This is a genomic window from Streptomyces sp. SLBN-31 (genome assembly GCF_006715395.1).
In the GTDB taxonomy this organism is placed as follows: domain Bacteria; phylum Actinomycetota; class Actinomycetes; order Streptomycetales; family Streptomycetaceae; genus Streptomyces.
Genome location: NZ_VFNC01000001.1, coordinates 3,889,900 through 3,907,533, shown reverse-complemented (window position 1 = coordinate 3,907,533; position 17,634 = coordinate 3,889,900). Strand labels below are relative to the sequence as shown.

At 69.8% G+C, this 17,634-nt stretch carries 18 protein-coding genes and 1 pseudogene; 10 read left to right on the top strand and 9 right to left on the bottom strand.

Going from position 1 to position 17,634, the window contains the following annotated elements:
• Positions 1 to 107 precede the first annotated feature (107 nt).
• Together FBY22_RS18095 and FBY22_RS18090 are read right to left on the bottom strand one after the other, a co-directional pair.
• The gene (locus FBY22_RS18095) at positions 108 to 1,739 is read right to left on the bottom strand and encodes a cytochrome b (protein ID WP_142146777.1); all 1,632 of its coding nucleotides are present in this window, start codon (positions 1,737 to 1,739) and stop codon (positions 108 to 110) included.
• A gap of 106 nt (positions 1,740 to 1,845) precedes the next feature.
• On the bottom strand, positions 1,846 to 2,784 hold the full coding sequence (locus FBY22_RS18090) for a 2-hydroxyacid dehydrogenase (RefSeq protein ID WP_142146776.1): 939 nt from the start codon (positions 2,782 to 2,784) through the stop codon (positions 1,846 to 1,848).
• Positions 2,785 to 2,890: 106 nt separating this feature from the next.
• Between FBY22_RS18090 and FBY22_RS18085 the strand changes: the two genes are divergently transcribed.
• Positions 2,891 to 3,655, top strand: coding sequence for a bifunctional 2-polyprenyl-6-hydroxyphenol methylase/3-demethylubiquinol 3-O-methyltransferase UbiG (locus FBY22_RS18085; protein ID WP_142146774.1), 765 nt, complete (start codon positions 2,891 to 2,893; stop codon positions 3,653 to 3,655).
• 206 nt (positions 3,656 to 3,861) lie between these two features.
• Here the strand turns inward: FBY22_RS18085 and FBY22_RS43890 are convergent, their stop codons facing one another.
• Positions 3,862 to 4,020, bottom strand: coding sequence for a hypothetical protein (locus FBY22_RS43890; RefSeq protein WP_160159893.1), 159 nt, complete (start codon positions 4,018 to 4,020; stop codon positions 3,862 to 3,864).
• Positions 4,021 to 4,055: 35 nt separating this feature from the next.
• Here FBY22_RS43890 and FBY22_RS45060 point away from each other — a divergent pair, with 35 nt between their 5' ends.
• Complete coding sequence (locus FBY22_RS45060; protein ID WP_399211322.1) at positions 4,056 to 4,430, top strand: hypothetical protein; 375 nt, start codon at positions 4,056 to 4,058, stop codon at positions 4,428 to 4,430.
• On the opposite strand, the gene FBY22_RS18075 is transcribed toward FBY22_RS45060, so the two are convergent.
• Both FBY22_RS18075 and FBY22_RS18070 read right to left on the bottom strand, forming a co-directional pair.
• Complete coding sequence (locus tag FBY22_RS18075) at positions 4,420 to 5,778, bottom strand: NAD(P)/FAD-dependent oxidoreductase (protein WP_142146772.1); 1,359 nt, start codon at positions 5,776 to 5,778, stop codon at positions 4,420 to 4,422. The genes FBY22_RS45060 and FBY22_RS18075 overlap by 11 nt on opposite strands.
• Before the next feature lie 224 nt (positions 5,779 to 6,002).
• Complete coding sequence (locus FBY22_RS18070) at positions 6,003 to 6,143, bottom strand: hypothetical protein (RefSeq protein WP_260844914.1); 141 nt, start codon at positions 6,141 to 6,143, stop codon at positions 6,003 to 6,005.
• 191 nt (positions 6,144 to 6,334) lie between these two features.
• On the opposite strand from FBY22_RS18070, the gene FBY22_RS18065 reads away from it, so the two are divergent.
• The 4 genes from FBY22_RS18065 (at position 6,335) to FBY22_RS18050 (ending at position 8,318) form a co-directional block, all read left to right on the top strand.
• Entirely contained in the window at positions 6,335 to 7,534 is a 1,200-nt protein-coding gene (locus tag FBY22_RS18065) for a globin domain-containing protein (RefSeq protein ID WP_142146770.1), read from the top strand.
• Between the two features lie 40 nt (positions 7,535 to 7,574).
• Positions 7,575 to 7,760 (top strand): hypothetical protein, encoded by a 186-nt coding sequence (locus FBY22_RS18060; RefSeq protein WP_142146768.1) that lies wholly within the window; start codon positions 7,575 to 7,577, stop codon positions 7,758 to 7,760.
• Between the two features lie 74 nt (positions 7,761 to 7,834).
• Positions 7,835 to 8,098: a hypothetical protein gene (locus FBY22_RS18055; protein ID WP_142146767.1), complete on the top strand. Its 264-nt coding sequence runs from the start codon at positions 7,835 to 7,837 to the stop codon at positions 8,096 to 8,098.
• 28 nt (positions 8,099 to 8,126) lie between these two features.
• On the top strand, positions 8,127 to 8,318 hold the full coding sequence (locus FBY22_RS18050) for a hypothetical protein (RefSeq protein ID WP_142146765.1): 192 nt from the start codon (positions 8,127 to 8,129) through the stop codon (positions 8,316 to 8,318).
• A 190-nt stretch (positions 8,319 to 8,508) separates the two neighbouring features.
• Here FBY22_RS18050 and FBY22_RS18045 read toward each other — a convergent pair whose 3' ends face one another.
• The 3 genes and pseudogenes from FBY22_RS18045 to FBY22_RS18035 all read right to left on the bottom strand — a co-directional run.
• Positions 8,509 to 9,264: a GNAT family N-acetyltransferase gene (locus tag FBY22_RS18045; RefSeq protein WP_142146763.1), complete on the bottom strand. Its 756-nt coding sequence runs from the start codon at positions 9,262 to 9,264 to the stop codon at positions 8,509 to 8,511.
• A 271-nt stretch (positions 9,265 to 9,535) separates the two neighbouring features.
• Positions 9,536 to 11,743 carry an FtsX-like permease family protein gene (locus tag FBY22_RS18040; protein ID WP_142146761.1) on the bottom strand — a complete coding sequence of 736 codons (2,208 nt, stop codon included), beginning with the start codon at positions 11,741 to 11,743 and terminating at the stop codon, positions 9,536 to 9,538.
• 550 nt (positions 11,744 to 12,293) lie between these two features.
• Positions 12,294 to 12,440 (bottom strand): annotated as a pseudogene (locus FBY22_RS18035) (IS5/IS1182 family transposase); the annotation flags it as partial.
• Positions 12,441 to 12,597: 157 nt separating this feature from the next.
• On the opposite strand from FBY22_RS18035, the gene FBY22_RS45055 reads away from it, so the two are divergent.
• Entirely contained in the window at positions 12,598 to 12,726 is a 129-nt protein-coding gene (locus FBY22_RS45055) for a hypothetical protein (protein WP_260844913.1), read from the top strand.
• 17 nt (positions 12,727 to 12,743) lie between these two features.
• On the opposite strand, the gene FBY22_RS18030 is transcribed toward FBY22_RS45055, so the two are convergent.
• Positions 12,744 to 15,524, bottom strand: a complete 2,781-nt coding sequence (locus FBY22_RS18030; RefSeq protein ID WP_142146759.1) for a LuxR family transcriptional regulator — start codon at positions 15,522 to 15,524, stop codon at positions 12,744 to 12,746.
• A gap of 216 nt (positions 15,525 to 15,740) precedes the next feature.
• Here FBY22_RS18030 and FBY22_RS18025 point away from each other — a divergent pair, with 216 nt between their 5' ends.
• From FBY22_RS18025 to FBY22_RS18015, 3 genes are all read left to right on the top strand, one after another.
• Positions 15,741 to 15,998: an FAD-binding protein gene (locus FBY22_RS18025; RefSeq protein WP_142146757.1), complete on the top strand. Its 258-nt coding sequence runs from the start codon at positions 15,741 to 15,743 to the stop codon at positions 15,996 to 15,998.
• A gap of 154 nt (positions 15,999 to 16,152) precedes the next feature.
• Positions 16,153 to 16,896 (top strand): SDR family oxidoreductase, encoded by a 744-nt coding sequence (locus FBY22_RS18020; protein WP_142146755.1) that lies wholly within the window; start codon positions 16,153 to 16,155, stop codon positions 16,894 to 16,896.
• Between the two features lie 84 nt (positions 16,897 to 16,980).
• Complete coding sequence (locus FBY22_RS18015) at positions 16,981 to 17,451, top strand: carboxymuconolactone decarboxylase family protein (RefSeq protein ID WP_142146753.1); 471 nt, start codon at positions 16,981 to 16,983, stop codon at positions 17,449 to 17,451.
• Positions 17,452 to 17,634 lie beyond the last annotated feature (183 nt).

Sequence of the window (17,634 nt, the reverse complement as noted above, 5' to 3'; positions counted from 1 at the left end):
GTCGATGACCTTTCGGACGGGATCGGTGGCGGGTGCCCCGACCGTCTCCCGGGCGGGGCGTGGGTGGGAGACGGGCGGGAGTCGGTCGGGTAGGGGGCAGGGGCGGATCAGGGCCGGTGCCGGGCGGTGAGTTCCCGGTGCTCGGGCGGCGAGGGTTTGGGGATCTGGGTGCCCGGGCCGTAGAGGACGCGGCTGAGCGCCACGCGCAGGCGCCGAGTGGCGGTCCGGGTCCGGGTCGGCGCGGGTCCGTCCGGGTCCGGTTCGGGCGTGGGCTCCAGCGGCCGGTACTGCTCGTGGGCGGTGAGGGTGTGCAGCCGGGCCGGGTCGAGGGGCTCGTGGACCTCGACATACTCGCCGTGCGGCAGGCGCGTGATGACGCCGGTCTCGCGGCCGTGCAGCACCTTGTCGCGGTCGCGCCGCTGGAGGGCGAGCGCGAGGCGCTTGGTAGTGACGAAGGCCAGGACCGGGGCGACGAACAGGCCGAGGCGCACAGCCCAGGTCACGGAGTTGACGGAGACGTGCAGCCGGGTGGCGATGACGTCGTTGGCGGCGCCGACGAGCGCCACCGCGTAGATGCTGAGCCAGGCCACGCCCAAGGCGGTCCGTACGGGACGGTTGCGGGGGCGGTCGAGGAGGTGGTGGTCGCGGTCGTCGTCCGTGACCCAGGCCTCCAGAAACGGATAGGCGCCCATCGCGAGGAAGAGGAGCAGGCCGGCCAGCAGGGGCAGGAAGTTGTCCAGGGCCAGAGTGTGGCCCCATACGTCGATCTCCCAGCCGGGCATGACGCGCAGCAGGCCGTCCGCGACGCCCATGTACCAGTCCGGCTGGGACCCGGCGGAGACCTGGTCTGGGCGGAAGGGGCCGTAGTTCCACACGGGGTTGATCTGGGCCACGGCGGCCATGAAGAAGATCACGCCGGACACAAAGCAGAAGTAGCCGGCGGACTTCACGGCACGGACGGCGAGCGGGACGCCGACGACGTTGTTCTCGCTCCGGCCGGGGCCGGGGTACTGGGTGGGCCGGTGGCGCAGGGCCAGTACCGCGTAACCGACGAGCACCGCGATCATCAGCGCGGGGATGACCAGCGTGTGCAGGGCGTTGAAGCGGGCGATCAGGTCCTCGCCGGGAAACTCGCCGCCGAAGAGGAAGAACGACAGGTAGGTACCGACGACCGGGATCGACAGGAGCGTGCCGTTGACCACTTGCAGGCCGGTTCCGGACAGCAGGTCGTCGGGCAGGTCGTAGCCGGTCAGGCCGGCGAACATGGCCAGGACGAGGAGCAGGAACCCCAGCGCCCAGTTCAGCTCGCGCGGCTTGCGGAACGCGCCGGTGAAGAAGACCCGCAGCAGGTGCGCGAAGACCGCGGCGACGAAGACCAGTGCCGCCCAGTGGTGCGCTTGGCGGACGAGCAGGCCGCCGCGGACGTCGAAGGAGAGGTGCAGGGTCGAGTCGAAGGCCCGGGAGACCAACTGCCCCCGCAGCGGCGCGTATCCGCCGTCGTAGACGACGAGATCGGTGGAGGGGTGGAAGTAAAGGCTGAGGTAGACGCCCGTGATCAGCAGGACGACGAGACTGTAGAGCGCGATCTCGCCAAGCAGGAACGACCAGTGGTCCGGGAAGACCAGGCGCCGGGCGGAGCGGGCCGTCCCGCGCAGGCCCGTCCGGTTCGCCACCCACGTGGCGAACCGCTCTCCACCGCGTCCTCGCTCCGGTCCGGCTGGCCGGCTGTCGTTGCCCATCTCGTCACCATTCGTCGCGCGGCACACTGTTCGGGTGCATTCATCAGCTGCTGTGCCAGTCAAGACCGGTGAGGACGCAAGGGTGTGACACTCGGGCGGCCTCGTGTCAGCGTGTGACGACGTTCTCCAGTTCCCCGCCCGCGACGAACCGGGCCAGCTGCCGTCGCACGAGCGCTTCGAGACGGGGCCACAGATCGGGGGTGAAAGCGCCGACGTGCGGGGTGACCAGGACGCCGGGCGCGGTCCAGAGCGGGTGGCCCGGCGGGAGCGGTTCGGGGTCGCTAACGTCGAGGGCGGCCCGCAGCCGGCCGCCGTGCACCTCCTTCAGCAGGGCGTCGGTGTCAACGACCGCGCCCCGGGACACGTTGACGAGCAGGGCGCCGTCCTTGACGCGGGACAGCAGTGCGGCATCGAAGAGCCCGCGGGTCGCCGCGGTCAGCGGAGTGCACAGCACGATCACGTCGGCGTCCGCGACGAGCCGGGGCAGCAGCGACACGGAGCGCACCGGCCCTTGGGGCGTGTCCCTGTCCGCGCGCCCGACGCGGGTGACGGTGCAGCCGAAGGGCGTCAGGAGCTTCTCCAGGGCGGAGCCGACGGCGCCGTGACCGACGATGAGCACGGACCGTTCGTACAGGGTGGAGAACGTCCGCGGGTCCCAGTCCTCCCGGTCCTGGGCGCGGAGCGATTCCGGTATGCCGCGCAGGCTGGCGAGGATCAGCGTCAGGGCCAGCTCGGCCGTGGCTGCAGCCGGCACCCCCTTCGCGTTGCACAAGGTCACCTCACGGGGCTGCCGGTCCAGTGCCGCCCGCAGCTCGTCGGTCCCGGCGCTGAGCGCCTGCACCGCTTGCAGCCGGGTCATCCGGGCCAGCGGCCGGGCAATGACACTGATGTCTTTGGTCAGCGGGGGCACGTAGAACTCGACCTCCGCCGGGTCCGTGGGAAAGGCCGAACGGCCGTCCCAGCGGGCGTAATCGAGGCCGGGGGGCAGATCGGCGAGGCGGCCGAACTGTGCGGGCAGCCATACCTGGGGGGATCGCGCGGTCATGACGACGTACTTTGACTGCGCACCGTGTGCTTCTGTGACAACGGTCCGCGCTGCGGTCGCCTGTCCTCGCTGTCACACACTATGCTCATACGTTGTCATGTCGGGCATGCGCACTATCCTCAGCGGTCCGTCGGGCCTCCGACGGGAATCCGACTCCTACGCGGTCACCGCGGAGTTCTACGACATCTTGCAGGCGGACGCGGACGAAGCCCGGGTCCGCCGGCTCTACGCACCCCAGATCGCCGACGCCCGCACCGGCGTGCTGGACGTCGGGGCTGGTACCGGGCGGGTGACGATGCTGGCCCTCGCCGGCTCCTGGGCCGACGTGCACGCCGTCGAACCGGCCCGGGCTATGCGTACGTCGCTGCTGACCCGGCTCGCCGCCCTGCCCTCCGAGCAGCGGAACCGGGTCACCGTGCACCCGCACCCCCTGGACGAGACGGCGCTGGACACGGTCGCGGACGTGGCCGTCTGCCACAACATGGTGGGCTGTCTTCCACCCGGCGTACGCGAGAAGTTGTGGCCTGCGCTGGGCAGGGCCCTCACCCCCGGCGGCTCGCTGTTCGTGCAGCTGCCGCCCGCCCGGCTCCCAACCCGCACCGTCGTGCGCCTGCTGGCGGACAAGCGGGTCGGCGAGCACATCTACGGCGGGCGCATGACGATGTCGGCCGCCGGCTATCGCATCCGGACCCGCGCCGACTACTGGGTCAGGGACGCCGAGGACGTGCTGCGGGAACACACCGAGACGTTCTGGATGTGGCCCGCGACGCGGGCCCGGCTGACCCGCGAGCTGGCAGCGCACGGGTTCGCCCCGCTCCCGGGGTACGAGGAGTCGGAGCTGCTGGCAGTGACGCTGCGCGGCCGCCGGTGAGACGCCGCACCGCAAGAGCCTCCCCGGGTGCCGTACTGCCGCAACCGGGCCCGTCGTCCCGGTCATCCGCACGTCCCCACCGCACGGGTCGCCGTGTGGGCCACACCAACTGGGACGGGATGCAACCTGTCGCGTGTGAAGACGTTCGTGATCGTCGGGGGCGGCCTGGCCGCCAGCAAGGCCGCGCAGGAGATGTGCGCGCACGGTCACGCCGGTCCCTCGTCGTCCCGGGTGCGGACCGGGGCCGGGTCGAGGGTGATCACCGCGCCGACCCGGGCGCGGTGGCGGAGGACCAACCGGGTGCGTCCGTTGACCGGCCTGGTGTCCACGGTGGTCTGCGGCTGGGCGCGGAGCAGGGTGAGCACGCTTCGGGCGGGCGCTCGACGCCCTTCAGGCGCTCATGCCCGGCACCGGCCCGGCGGCCGCCCCATCCCAGCGGGACCCCGCCCTCGTGAGCGTCCCGTCGTCGGCGAAGCCGGAGGCCGTGCGCGCCGCGGCAACGGTCGAAGCCGCCGCAGAGCCCCCGGCCACGGCAGGCCGGAGCGACGAGGCGGGCGACGGCGGCACGACGTACGGCAAGCTCACGGAGCAGATCCTGGCGTACTTCGCGCAGGCCGGGGACACCGAGGTTCGCGCCCGCGACGTCGCGTCGGCGCTGGGACGCGACACCGACAGCGGCAGCATCAACGCCGTCCGCAGCACGCTCGACCGTCTCGTCGGCGCCTCGCGCGTCCAGCGGGCTGGCCGTGGACTGTACCGCGCCGTCATGCCGTGAGCCGGCCTCCGGGCTGTGCGGGCTCCTCTCCTCGGCGCAGTTCGCCGCGGGAGACGAATGCCTCCCTCGGGTGCTGCACCGACGCCAGCGACACGATGTCGCGGCCGTAGAGAAGGGCCGTGACCCACACGGCGAAGACACGCGTCTTGCGTTCCCAGCTTGGTATGGCCAGGACGTGGTAGCCACGGTGCATCAGCCAGGCCGGGAACCCCTTGATGACCAGTCCCCGGTACTGGAAGATGCCGCGGCCGAGCCCGAGTGTGGCCACCACACCGAGACTGCGGTGTACGTAGTCCTTGGTCGGACGGCCGCGCAGCGATGCCAGGATGTTCTTCGCCAGCAGCTTGCCCTGGCGGACGGCGTGCTGGGCGTTGGGCACGGTGTGCGCGCCTGGCCTCCCGGCCGCGAGATCGGGCACCGAGGCGTCGTCCCCCGCCGCCCAGACGTCGGGCACCACCTCGGTGTCCGTGGTGACCCGCAGATCCGCCCGTACGGTGAGCAGGCCCCGCTCGTCGACAGGCAGGTCGCTGTGGTTGTGCACGATCGGGTTGGCGGCGTTGCCGGCCGTCCACACCAGCAGGCCCGAGAAGTACTCGGTGCCGTCCGACAGCCGCACCCGGCCGTCCTCGGCGGAGACCAGCTGGGTGTTCAGGTGCACCCGCGCCCCCCGTTTCTCCAGTGAACGCACCACCCAGGCGCCCGGCCGGTCCGCGACCTCGGGCAGGATGCGGTCCCGTGCCTCGACCAGGTGGAAGGCCGGTTCGTCCGCGCCGATCTCCGGGTACTGCTTGAGCAACGCGGTCGCCAGGGCCAGCAGTTCACCAAATCCCTCCACTCCGGAGAATCCGCCACCGACGACGGTGACGGTGAGTAGTCTGGTGCGTTCGGGCCCGCGCGGCAGACTGGCCGCACGGTCGAACGAGGTGAGGAGGCGGTCGCGGATCGCTACGGCCTCCTCGACGTGCTTGAGTCCGTACGCCTGATCGCTCAGCCCCGGGATCGGGAAGGTCCGGGTGACCGCCCCCGCCGTCACGACCAGCACGTCGTAGTGCAGGTCGAGGGATGGCCCGGACTCCGGGCGGACCGTGACCGTGCGCGCGCTGTGGCGGATCTCCGTCACCGAGCCCGCCACCAGACGCGTGTAGTGGAGGTGACGGCGGAGCGAGACCGCCGCGTGCCGGGCCTCCACCGAACCGGCCACGACCTCGGGCAGGAAGGGCTGGTACGTCATGTACGGGCGCGGGTCGACGACGGTGACGCGCGCCTCGCCCGGCCGCAGCCTCTTCTCCAGGCCCCACGCGGTGTAGAAGCCCGCGTACCCGCCGCCCACGATCAAGATCTCACGCACGGTGTCCTCTGTTCCTCTCGGTCCTAACCCTCTAGACCGGTCGTCGGCACTCGGTGTGACACGGTGGTCGGATCACGTGCCAGGGCTGCGTGGGCGCCCTCTTCACCCGCATGTCAGTTTCGTAGACCAGGGAGCGCGGTGGCCGTACTGGACGGTGTACATCCTCTTGGACCACTGGCCGACGCCGCAGCCGAGGTCGAGGACGCGCGTGCCGGTGACGTCGCCTAGGGCGTGCAGGTGCGCGCGGCGGGGATGGAGTACGTGCCCCGAAGCCGGGGTTCGGCGCCGATCTGCGGGTCGTGCTCGCTCTGGTAAGCGTTGCCGATCCGGTTCCAAGGCCGCCGGTTGGCGGGGATGTTGTCCACGCGCCGACTCCAGCACTGCCTGCTGGGGCCGATCAACACGATTAGCCGGTAGCCCGTCACACCGTGCTCCGTAGCTATCCCAAAGTTGTCACAAGGTAATTCGCGGTCCGGTCAAGCATGCGAGCACGGATGAGCACCAGCGGTGACTCACACCGAAAAATATGCATCTCATTTACCAGTTTGGAGTCGGCATGCTGTCCGAACGGTCCGCGCAGATCGTCCGCACCACGCTCCCCGCCGTGGGGGCCTCCCTCAGCACCATCACGGAGCTGTTCTACCGCCGTATGTTCGAGGAACGGCCGGAGCTGCTGCGCGACTTGTTCAACCGGGCGAACCAGGCCAGCGGCACCCAGCGCGAAGCGCTCGCCGGTGCCGTCGCCGCCTTCGCGACAGCGCTCGTGGAACGCCCCGACGAGCGCCCTGACGCGGTGCTGGGCCGCATCGCGAACAAGCATGCCTCGCTCGGCATCACCTCCGACCAGTACACGCTGGTCGCCCGTCACCTCCTCGGGGCCGTGGCCGAGGTCCTCGGCGACGCCGTGACCCCGGAGGTAGCCGCCGCCTGGGACGAGGTCTACTGGCTCATGGCCAACGCCCTGGAGGCGCGCCTGTACGCGCAGGCGCGGGTCGAGGACGGCGCGGTCTGGCAGGCCATGGAGGTGGCCGAACGCCACGAGGAGACGCCGGACGCGGTCTCCCTCGTCCTGCGTCGCGCCGACGGTGTGCCGACCGGCCCATTCGTCCCCGGCCAGTACGTCAGCGTTCGGGTCGAACTGCCTGACGGAGCCCACCAGATACGGCAGTACAGCCTCTCCTCGGCGCCCGGCCTCAAGACCTGGCGCATCACCGTCAAGCGGGAGTGCTCCGCCGACGGCCGGGTGCCGGAGGGCGAGGTCTCCTCCTGGCTGCACGCCCACGCCCGGCCCGGCGTCACGCTCCAGGTCTCCCTTCCCTTCGGCGACCTCCTGCTCGCTGAGGGTGACGGCCCGTTGCTGCTCGCCTCGGCCGGCATCGGCGTCACCCCCATGCTGGCGATGCTGGACCATCTGGCCGCCACCTCGCCCCACCGGCCCGTGACCATCGTTCACGCGGACCGCTCCCCCGTGGACCATGCCCACCGGCTCGAACTCGTCGAACTCGTCGGGCGGCTCGCGCACGCCTCCCTGCACGTCTGGTACGAGGACATCGACCACCCCGACGCCGTCGCGGACCACATCAACGAGGGCCTGGCCGACATCGCCCGCCTCTCCCCTGCGCCCGACGCCACGGCGTTCCTGTGCGGCCCGCTGGCCTTCATGAAGGCCGTCCGCTCCGACCTCCTCGCACACGGGCTGAGCCCCCAGTCCGTCCACTACGAGGTGTTCGGTCCCGACCTCTGGCTCAGCAAGTAGTCATCCGGCCGTGGGGCGGACACCGGAAGGAACCCCACCAGTGAGCGAGACGGTGGGCTCGGGGCCGCAGACGGACGCCGCGCACGGACCTCAGGGAACACCCCGGCCACAGCACCGCCCGGACGCGGCGCCGTCGGGACACGGCCCCGCCAAGGCGCTGCACGCCGACGCGGAACGCAACCGCGAACGCATCCTGGCGGGCGGCCCGCCGGCGCCTGTCCCATGAGTGACTCGGCGTCCCGATGACCGCCATCGCACGCGAGGCCGGCGTCGGCAACGCCACGCTTCCGCCGGTTCGGCATGAGGGAGCACCTCATCGACGCCGCTTTCACGGACCGTGTGGAGGCGCACCACAGCCTTGTGACCGCCTGCTCGGACGATCCGGACCCCTTGCAGGGCTTCGCCGACTACGTCCGCGGTCTGTGCGCCCTGCAGACCGCGGACCCGACCTTCGTGGAGGTCCTGACCATGACCTTTCCCGGGGGCGCCGTGGAGACCCGACGCGCCGAGGCGACCCGCGGCGCGCTCGGAATCATCTCCCGGGCCAGGGGCTTATCTGCGTGAGGCCTTCGACGGCCGCGATCTCACCCAGGTGCTGCTGGCCAATACCGGGACCCTGCGCGCCAGCGGCGCCACGGCCGCCAAGGCCTCGCACCGCCTCGTGGCACAACTGCTGCGCGCCTGCGCCACCGCCGACACTCCCGTCGAACCGGCACCGGAGGCTCCGCAGCGCACGGAGCTCTACCACGCCATGATCAGAGTCAGCCGAAGAACTGCAGGATGAAGGCGCCGCTGAATGCCCGGCCGGAGGTGTAAGAGACGACTTGGTCGGGGGAGCGAGCGCGGTCAGCTCGCCAACCTACCGGCCGGCAGGCGAAGTCCCGGCGCGATCCGCCGGCCGGGCAAACCAGCGGTGGCGTCGGCGTGCAGGTCGGAGGGGCAGCGCATACTCCGCGTCCGGGCCGGGCTGCGGCTCAGGCGGGGAAGGCGAACAGCCGGTACTCGGATGTCGTCGTGAAGCCGAAACGTCGGTACAACGGTTCGCCCGCAGAGCTGGCCGCCAGCGCGGCGCAGCGCATCCCGCGCTCCCACCCCACCTGGAGCGCGGCGGCCGTCAGGGCCGCACCGACGCCCCGCCGACGCTGTGTTTCGGTCACGTGGACGAGGAAGATCCCGGCCACCCCGTGGGCGGTGATCACCACGGTTGTCCCGACCACTCGGCCGTCCAGCACGGCGGCCAGCCGGATGATGTCGGCGTTGTCCTCGCGCCGCGCCTCGATGCGCACCATCTCAGCCTCCAGCCCGGACTCGACACCCATCGACGCCCGGTACGTCCGGACCAACTCGGCCAGCTGTTCATCGCCCCGGACCGGCTCCACCCGCAAACCGGTGCGAGCGGTGTGCGGGACTGTGCCCGGGTCGGCCCGTTCGTCGAGCGGGAGCACCATCACGGGGAGGGTCGTGAGCTCTCGTCCACCGTGATACCGCAGGACGTCGGCGGTGTCCTCGGGGCTGTCGGGTCCGACCCACCACCACCAGGGAACGTTCGCGAACTCCTTGCGGACGGCCGTCACGTCCGCCCCGTACGCGGACACCGACCGTATGCGTACGACGCCGTTGAACTGCGGGGTGGCAAGCCCGCTGCGGAACTGGTCGACGGTGTTGCCCACTCGGCTCTGCGTGCCCCATCCCATGAGGTACTGACGGAAGTTGGCGAACACCGATGCCATGACGCCAAGTTCCCGCGAAGCCTCAGTGCTTCGTGTCCCGTTGTTCGACGTGCTGATCGGGCTTGCCGGATCCACGGTTGCTGTCTTCCTCATCTCGTGGTTCTGCACATCACAGTGTGCGTTGTGGTTGCGGCCGGCGTTCCGCGGCCTTGACTGTCCTCCGGAGCGAGGATCATGGCCGTGTTCTGAAGTCCGGAGGCGGCTGGCGTTCAGGCTCCCGAAGGCACCCTCCGGCCGGTCGCCTTACACATGGCGCGGCCGGGGGAGCGATTCACTCGTGACGTAGTCCCTGCGGTCGCGTCGAACGCCACAAGGCCGGCAGGGTCAACAGGGTGACACCGAGGGAGACGGCCGCCCCGATGCCGGCTATGGCCAGTAGGGTGCTCCAGTTGTGCGTCACAGGCCTTCCGGCGAGATCGAGCAGCGTGCTGCCGAGGGCCGTCCCGATCGACTCCGCCACGAGCAAACCAAGTCCGACGGGAAGTACGGACTGCAAGAAGACGGATGTGGCGAGCGTACGACGGGGCGTGCCGAACGCGACGAGTACGGACAGGACTCGTGCGCGCTCACGGACCTGTTCGAGCGCACCAAGCAGCATGCTCGCTGCGATCAGTACCAGCACGGCGGTTACCCCGGCCAGCAGAGCCCGCCTGACTCCGTCGAGGGCAGGGTCGCCCTGGGACCTTCCAGGAAAGTCGACGCTGAAGGCCGGGTCGAGCCGGGCTGCTGCGGTGCGGATGTGATCCTGCACGTCTTTGAACCCGGTCGCATAGGTGAGGGCGACCGTACTGACGGCGTGTGCGATGGCGGTGTGCCCGGCCGCCCAGGGAGTGGCCAGCAGGGTCCGTTCAGAGGAAACCGCTGCCGGATAGGCGGGGGTCGCACGGACGGTTGCGGTGATGTGCGGCACTGTCCAGCGGGAGCCGTACATGTCCATGCGCAGTTTCATGCCGGTGGCCCAGGTGGTCATGTCGGGCATGGTGTCTGTGGCCGGAGAAGCGGTGAGAAAGGCGTCCCCGTCCGAACAGGAAGACAACTGTGCCAACAGGCGCAAATGAGCGCAGTCGGCGATGAGGACGGCCTGGGGGAACCCACCGTTCAGGGGGCTCACCGACAACTCCTTGAACTCAATTGCCCGTTGGACGCCAGGAGTCGTGGCGAGCACAGGGGCGTACTGCGCCCCTCGCGTGCCGCCGTCGTCGAGGCGGGCGATAGCGACGCGTGTGGAGGCGGAGGGGCCGTGTGCCCCTCGGGCGGTGCTGTCCACGGGGTTCTGGGAGAGTCCGGTGAGGAGGGTTTGAAGGGCCACGGCCCCTGCCACGGCAACCGCGATTCCGTTGACCGAGCGGGTGGCGGAATCGCTGTTCAATTGCAGTCCACGCAGAGCTAGTTGCCAAGGCAGCGGGCCGAAGCCGCCGAACAGTCGGGTCAGGCGTTCCACGGCCCAGGGCAGCACCGCGGTGACTCCGACGAGCAGCGAGAGCATGCCGATGAGCACCAGGACGACCCCTGAGGTGCCGTTCAGGTCGGTAGGGCTGCGTACGGAGATCCGCAGCAAAATCAGTCCGAGCAGAGGAAGTGCTACACGCCACCACAGGCGTCGCGAGGTGCTGCCAGACTTCCGGACGACTCCAAGAGGCTCTACGGCCACCTTATGCATCGACAGTTGTGTGATGCCGAGGGAGAGCGTGAGCACGGCGACGACCACGAGCGCCGCCAGCAGGGGCTGTGGCGTGAGATCTTCGGTGAAGACACCGAGCCCCTGTATCTGCACCGTTCCTGCGAACTGACGTCCCGTCATAAACAGGAGCGCACCCAGGGCGATACCTGCCAGTGTGCTGAGCGCGACCTCGCCTGCTGCGATGGTGGCGGTCATCCTGCGGTTCGCGCCGACCAAGCGCAGGGCGGCCAGCCGCCGGTCCCGTCGCTCACCACCGAACCGTACGGCCGCGGCTATGAAGGCACCGACGGGGAGGAGCAGTACGACGATTCCTGCGATGCAGAGGAGGACGAGTTCAGGGGGAAGGGGCTTCTTCGCGTAGGCTTTACCGAAGTGGTCGAGCCGACGCGCTTGCCCTGCATCCGCCGCCATGTGGTTCGCGACCAGATAGAAGACGTGCTCGCCCGGATCGAGCAGACCTGCATCGCCGATCTCACCCGCGATGGGATGGGCGAGGCGCTCACGCAGCAGTCCGTTTCCCGGTGCGGCCAAAAGTTCGTGCAGTGCGGGGGACACGACCATCTCCCCGGGGCGAGGGTAGCGCTGGACTCCCGGCGGTAGCGGTGCCGCGGGCCCCTCCGGCTGCACCATGCGCCCTCTGATCTTCTTGCCCCGGAACACGGTGTCGATGTCCCTGATAAGAACAGTGTGATCCGAGCGCGTGGTGGCGCGGTCGCTGAGGTTGACATCGATGCGGTGGTGGATCCGCTGGTCCCGGTGGTGTCTGACGGTCGGCACCGACGCGGCGAACAGCAACATGGCCACACCCAGCCCCACCCCGACGGCTGTAAAAGACGTGCGGATCGCGCTGTTCCGCCCGCCGAAGAGTGCGAGTCGAGCGCCGAGAGCGAGCGCGCGGAGACCTCCGAGGCGCCGACGTGCAGGTGGGATCACAATGTTCCTCTCGTACCTACTAGGGGCAGGGTGCCGTCTCGCGGCGCAGGGGTGGGCAGTCGCGGAGCGTGAGCGCCATCTGCGATGTCCAGGTCGACTATACGCTGTGCGTATAGTCGGGGTACACGGTACCAACGCATCGTCGTGCAGCGTGTCACACTTTGGCTGATGGGGCGGGCGACTCCTGTCCAACGACGTCTCTTCGCGTCAGCAATACCACTGCTTCTCAGTGCTGCTGTGACGGGGTCGTTTTGCCCTGTCCGAGAGGTCGTAAGACGGCTGGCCTGCCCTGCGCTCAGCCACGGGTCCCGCACCACAAACTGTGCAAAGGAATTCGGTGTCGTGAAGGTGAACACGCTGACGTTCACGGGTGTCGCCGACAACCCGTTCTGGGATCAGTGAGCCTTTTCCAACTTCATTTTGAGCCGGGGAGGTGGAGGGTGAGGACGGCTTGGACGAGACTGGTCATGTGCGTGCTCGAGCACCGGAGCTTGCGCAGCAACCGCCAGGTCTTGAGTGTGTCGACGGCAGGTTCGACCAGGGCTCGGATCTTGGCCTGCGAGACGTCCGGCCGGGTCGGCGAGGATCACCCACTCCCCGTCTCGTGCACACGCGTGGATCGGGGCACTGGTTCCTTGTGCGCCGTCATGATCGGGACAGGATCGGCAGCTGGGACCAGCGGCCGCCCGCGCTGTCCTTCCCCCGTCGCCCATCACGAGATGGGGCGAGGCCGACCTCGTTCCTCGCTGCGCGAGGCACTGACCGACCTGGTGCGGCTGGACCGGGTGCACCGGATCTGGGCACTGTATGCCGTCACCCATAGGTACGCCGTCCCCGCGGACTCGTGATGTCCGTCGGTTCTAACTCACCGTGCCCGTGCGCTGTCGAGGACGTCCGGCAGGGCTCTTCGGGTGCTGATGCCGAGCTTCACATAGACCTTCCGCAGGTGCCATTCCACGGTATGGGGGCTGATGAACAGCTCCGCGCCGATCCGTGCATTCGTCATGCCGTCGGCGGCGAGGGCTGCGACCTGCGACTCCTGCGGGGTGAGAGCGTTCGCCGGTGTGGTCTCCCGCGCGGTCACCTGCTCGCCGGTGGCTATCAGCTCACGGCGGGCCCGTTCGGCGAACGCGTGAGCCGGCATCGCGTCGAACATGTCGTGGGCCGTGCGGAGGTGCTCGCGGGCCTGCGCGCGGCGCTGTGCGCGCCGCAGCCACTCGCCGTACAGCAGGTGGGTGCGTGCCACCTCCACGACAACCCCGCCGCGGCCGAATTCCTCGATCGCCGTGCGGTACAGGCGGTCGGCCGCCTCACCGTCGGCCAGCAGCGCCTCACTGCGTGCGCTCGCACCCCGCGCCCATCCGGAGTCGGCGGCGCGGGTGAGTTCGGTAAGGCGGGCCAACGAGGCGCGTGCCTGGTCGATTTCACCGCAACGCGTCGCGGCCTCCACATGTTCGACCAGCGACAGACCAGTGAAGTTGAACCCGTCGTGCTCGATACCGGTGCGGGCGGCCTCGATCGCCTCTTCGTAACGGGCCAGTCCGTTGAAGAGCACGCCCTGGATGTAGCCCATGGCACCGAGCAGGGATACTTCGCCCCGCTGCACGGCGCGCTCTCTGGCTTCTTCGATGATGCCAGCGGCGACATCCGCCTCACCCCGCCATGCGGCCAGGACGAGCGCGGCGTATTTGTGCGGGGCGTGACCGGTCGCTGCGGCGATCGCGTCGGCCTCGTCGATCATCCGGTCGGCCTCGGCGAAGTCGCCGTAGTGGATGTGCACCCCGCCCGCGTAGATCAGAGCCGGCGGCAGGCTGCCGAGTGCTCCAATGTCGCGGGCCAGACGCACTGCGCGAGTCGAGAGTGTGTCCCAGGCATGCAGGTCCCAGGCCCAGTGGATGAACGACTCAAGCGCGACCGGGGCCAGCAGCAGCCACCGTACGGTCGCCTCCCGCGTGCGGAGCTCTTCGTGCTCGAGCAGGTCGAGTGCCTCGCGCAGGGCCGGGACGGCCGTCTCCGAGCCGTCCGCGAGCAGGGCCGCCACACCGTCCAAGAGAGCGTCCGCGGCCTTGGAGCCCGAAGAGGGCGCCCCGGAGGCGCGGGCCGCGATCGCCCCGGCGCGGGCGCCTGTCGGACCATGGACCCGGCCGGCGAAAATGGTCGCGCTGATCGCCTCCAGGTAGGTCTCGCGCGCCAGGGGAGATCCGGCCGCGGTGAACCGTGCGGCCGCCTTCAGGAGCAGTGGTGCCGCCTCGTCGCTGCGGCTGCGGGCGAACAGGATTCTGGCCCGCAGACGTGCCAGGCGGGCCCGGTCCAGGACGCTGAGGGGATACAGGTCGGCCACCGCGGCCAATTCCGTGGCCCGTTCGGGCGCGGCGGCCGAGAAGTGCGCCTCGGCCGCCGCAAGGGCCCGGCGCCCTCGCGACCAGGGATCGGGCGTCGCCTCCACCGCGCGTTCCAGCAGAACCGCCTCGGCCGCAATGCCCCCGCGCTGCCGGGCGCGGTCGGCGGCCTGCTCCAGTCCTGCGGCGACCTCCTCGTCCGGCCCGTCGGCCGCCTGCGCGGCGTGCCAGGCACGCCGATCGGGGTCCAGGAGGGGGTCCGTGGCCTCGGCCAGGGCCCGGTGCACCGCACGTCGATCCTCCGGCTCGGCTCCGTGGTAGACCGCCGAACGGACCAGCGGGTGCCGGAACCGTACGGGCTCGCCGAACTCGATCAGGCCGGCTGCCTTGGCCGGTGCGGCGTCCGGAGTGATGCCGAGGGAAGCGGCCGCGCGGATCAATAGGCGCACGTCGCCAACCGGTTCCGCCGCAGCGATCAGCAGCAGCGTGCGGGTCGCGGCCGGCAGCGCACCGAGCCGCCCGGCGAAATCACGCTCGACGCGGCTGGCCACCGGCCCTTGGACGACCGGGGCACTCGACGCGTCGACGCCGTAGGCCAGTTCGGCGGCGCTGCGGCCACGGGAGAATTCCAGCAGCGCCAGGGGGTTGCCGTGTGTCTCGGCCACGAACCGGTCCCGGACCCGCTCCTCCAACCGTCCCCCCACAGCTCCCTCCAGGAGTTCTCCCGCCGAAGCGGCGTCAAGTCCCCTGAGTTGCAGCGCCGGCAGGCCTGCGAGCGCGGACTGCCCCTCGGGGTCGCGGACCGCGAACACCATGGCGACCGGCTCCGCGAGCAGTCGCCGGACCACGAACTCAAGTGTCTGCAACGACACTTGATCCAGCCACTGGGCGTCGTCCACCAGCACCAGCACCGGCCGAGTCTCCGAGGCGCGGGTGAGCAGGGTCAGCACGGCGAGGCCGACCAGGAAACGGTCGGGCGGATCGCCGACAACCGTCCCGAATGCCACGCGCACGGCGTCACGTTGGGGTTGCGGCAGTTCTTCGACACCGTCCAGGAACGACGCGCACACCTGGTGCAGGCTCGCGTAAGGGAGCTCCATGTCGGCCTCGACACCGCGCGCCCAGGTCACCTGCACCCGGGACGCCTGCGCAGCCATGTACTCCAGCAGCACCGACTTGCCGATGCCCGCCTCGCCCCGGACGACCATGACGCGGGAATCGCCGGCCCGAAGGCCGGCCAGCAGGTTGTCGAGCGCCGTGCACTCACGCTGCCGGCCGACCAGAGCGGGAAGCGGGCTGGCGATCATGCGACTCGGCTCCTCGGCGGGATCCGGGAGAACAGTGCTCCCACAGCGGTGTTCGAAAGAATCCTTGTCACGATACCTGCGGCCCTTCCCCCTCGGTGAGGACAGACGGTGTGACTACTTCCACGCCCGGACACACGCTGAGGTTGTCACAAATCGGGGGCCTGGCCGGTCGATCCCAACCAATGATCCTGTCCGTTCGCTGTCGTAGGAGGACGCATGTCTTCGCTCCGACACCAGCTCACCACGTCCGTCCTCGTGGTGGGAAGCGGTGCGTCAGGCCTCCGAGCGGCCATCGAAGTCGCCGAGGCCGGTGTCGCGGTCGTCGTGGTCACTCAATGGGCCCGCGAAGACACCCCGGACGCCATGGTGTGGTCCGCGACGACCGGCGTGCGCCGCACATCCCTGTGGCCCGCCCCGAACGGAATCACCGAGCCGTGGCGCGACGCGTCCGATGATGCGGGACCCGCCGTGTAAGGGCGATCGACAGCGGCGCGAAATCTTTGTGCGCCGCCCTGTCACAGATGCCGGGGCCGCCTGGTCAGGAGGGTACGAACCATCGCGACCGGTGCCGTGGACGAGGCCGCCGCAGACCCCCGGGCGCCGTGCGAGATCAATGAAGGGAAAGTCCATGAAGATCGTAGTGATCGGCGGAACCGGACTCATCGGTTCCAAGGTCGTCTCCAAGCTCAACGAACACGGTCATGAGGCGGTGGCAGCCTCCCCGAACACCGGAGTCAACGCGGTCACCGGCGAAGGCCTGGCCGACGTCCTGAAGGGCGCCTCCGTCGTCGTCGACGTCTCCAACTCCCCCTCCTTCGACGACGACGCGGTGATGGAGTTCTTCCGCGCCTCCACCACCAACCTGCTCGCCGCGGAGGCTGCCGCTGGCGTCACGCACCACGTGGCTCTGTCCGTCGTGGGCACCGACCGTCTCCAGCAGTCCGGCTACTTCCAGGCCAAGCAGGTCCAGGAGGACATGATCCGGGACTCCGGAGTGCCGTATTCGATCGTCCACGCCACGCAGTTCTTCGAGTTCGCCAAGACCCTCGCGGACTCGGCGACCAGCGGTGAAACGGTGTCCGTCGCCCCCATCAAGATCCAGCCCATCTTCTCAGGCGACGTGGCCGCGGCCGTCGGCCGCACGGCGGTCGGCACTCCGGTCAACGGAATCGTCGAGGTCGCCGGCCCCGACACCTTCACCCTGGAGGACTTCATCCGCAAGGGCCTCGCGGCCCACAACGACCCCCGCACGGTCGTGACGGACCCGAAGGGTCTCTACTGGGGCGCCGCCCTCAAGGAGTCCGACCTGCTGCCCGGCCCCGACGCACAGCTCGGCGAGACGCACTTCGCCGACTGGAGCAGCAAGCAGTAACGGCGAGCACGGAGCCCACGGCCCCGAAATCGCAGCAACGTCACGTCAGTTCATTTCCCGTCACTTGACTCTCAGGATCCCTGCATGGACGCGCGCATCAACTACTTCGGCAACGCTCTCGCGGGCAAGGTCATGAAACACCTCAACTCGGCCGGAGCCGCTGTGCACTCGGCGCTTCCCGTCGCCACCCAGGAACTTGTGAAGATCCGGGCCAGCCAGATCAACGGCTGCGGGTTCTGCACCGACATGCACACCAAGGACGCCGTCGCCGCGGGGGAGGACCAGCAGCGGCTGCACCTGGTCGCCGCCTGGCGCGAAGCCACCGTCTTCACCGACGCTGAGCGCGCGGCGCTGGAGGTCACCGAGCAGGGCACCCGCATCGCCGACGCGGCGGGCGGGGTGTCGGACGAGGCCTGGGCCAACGCCGCGAAGCACTACGACGAGGACCAGCTCGCCGCGCTGATCTCGTTGATCGCGATCATCAATGCCTACAACCGCATCAACGTCATCAACCAGCAGCCCGCCGGCGGCTACAAGCCGGGCATGTTCGGCTGACCCGCGCGCTCCGGCCCGCCGGACGCCCACCGTCCGTCTCCTGCTCGCCCCGGCCCACCGAGCGGGAGACAGACCCCCGGACGCCCTGCGTCCACATGACGCCACACCGCGAACCACAGCACCCCGGGTCCCATGCGAAGGCCCACGCGCGAACCACCGCACCCGGGCATACGCGACGCGCCA

What these genes read in the sequence shown, in the direction of transcription:
- FBY22_RS18095 (WP_142146777.1), bottom strand. Translation starts at nt 1,739, where the DNA reads ATGGGCAACGACAGCCGGCCAGCCGGACCGGAGCGAGGACGCGGTGGA.
- FBY22_RS18090 (WP_142146776.1), bottom strand. Translation starts at nt 2,784, where the DNA reads ATGACCGCGCGATCCCCCCAGGTATGGCTGCCCGCACAGTTCGGCCGC.
- FBY22_RS18085 (WP_142146774.1), top strand. Translation starts at nt 2,891, where the DNA reads ATGCGCACTATCCTCAGCGGTCCGTCGGGCCTCCGACGGGAATCCGAC.
- FBY22_RS45060 (WP_399211322.1), top strand. Translation starts at nt 4,056, where the DNA reads ATGCCCGGCACCGGCCCGGCGGCCGCCCCATCCCAGCGGGACCCCGCC.
- FBY22_RS18065 (WP_142146770.1), top strand. Translation starts at nt 6,335, where the DNA reads ATGCTGTCCGAACGGTCCGCGCAGATCGTCCGCACCACGCTCCCCGCC.
- FBY22_RS18055 (WP_142146767.1), top strand. Translation starts at nt 7,835, where the DNA reads ATGAGGGAGCACCTCATCGACGCCGCTTTCACGGACCGTGTGGAGGCG.
- FBY22_RS18045 (WP_142146763.1), bottom strand. Translation starts at nt 9,264, where the DNA reads ATGGCATCGGTGTTCGCCAACTTCCGTCAGTACCTCATGGGATGGGGC.
- FBY22_RS18040 (WP_142146761.1), bottom strand. Translation starts at nt 11,743, where the DNA reads ATGTTGCTGTTCGCCGCGTCGGTGCCGACCGTCAGACACCACCGGGAC.
- FBY22_RS45055 (WP_260844913.1), top strand. Translation starts at nt 12,598, where the DNA reads ATGGGGCGAGGCCGACCTCGTTCCTCGCTGCGCGAGGCACTGACCGAC.
- FBY22_RS18030 (WP_142146759.1), bottom strand. Translation starts at nt 15,524, where the DNA reads ATGATCGCCAGCCCGCTTCCCGCTCTGGTCGGCCGGCAGCGTGAGTGC.
- FBY22_RS18025 (WP_142146757.1), top strand. Translation starts at nt 15,741, where the DNA reads ATGTCTTCGCTCCGACACCAGCTCACCACGTCCGTCCTCGTGGTGGGA.
- FBY22_RS18020 (WP_142146755.1), top strand. Translation starts at nt 16,153, where the DNA reads ATGAAGATCGTAGTGATCGGCGGAACCGGACTCATCGGTTCCAAGGTC.
- FBY22_RS18015 (WP_142146753.1), top strand. Translation starts at nt 16,981, where the DNA reads ATGGACGCGCGCATCAACTACTTCGGCAACGCTCTCGCGGGCAAGGTC.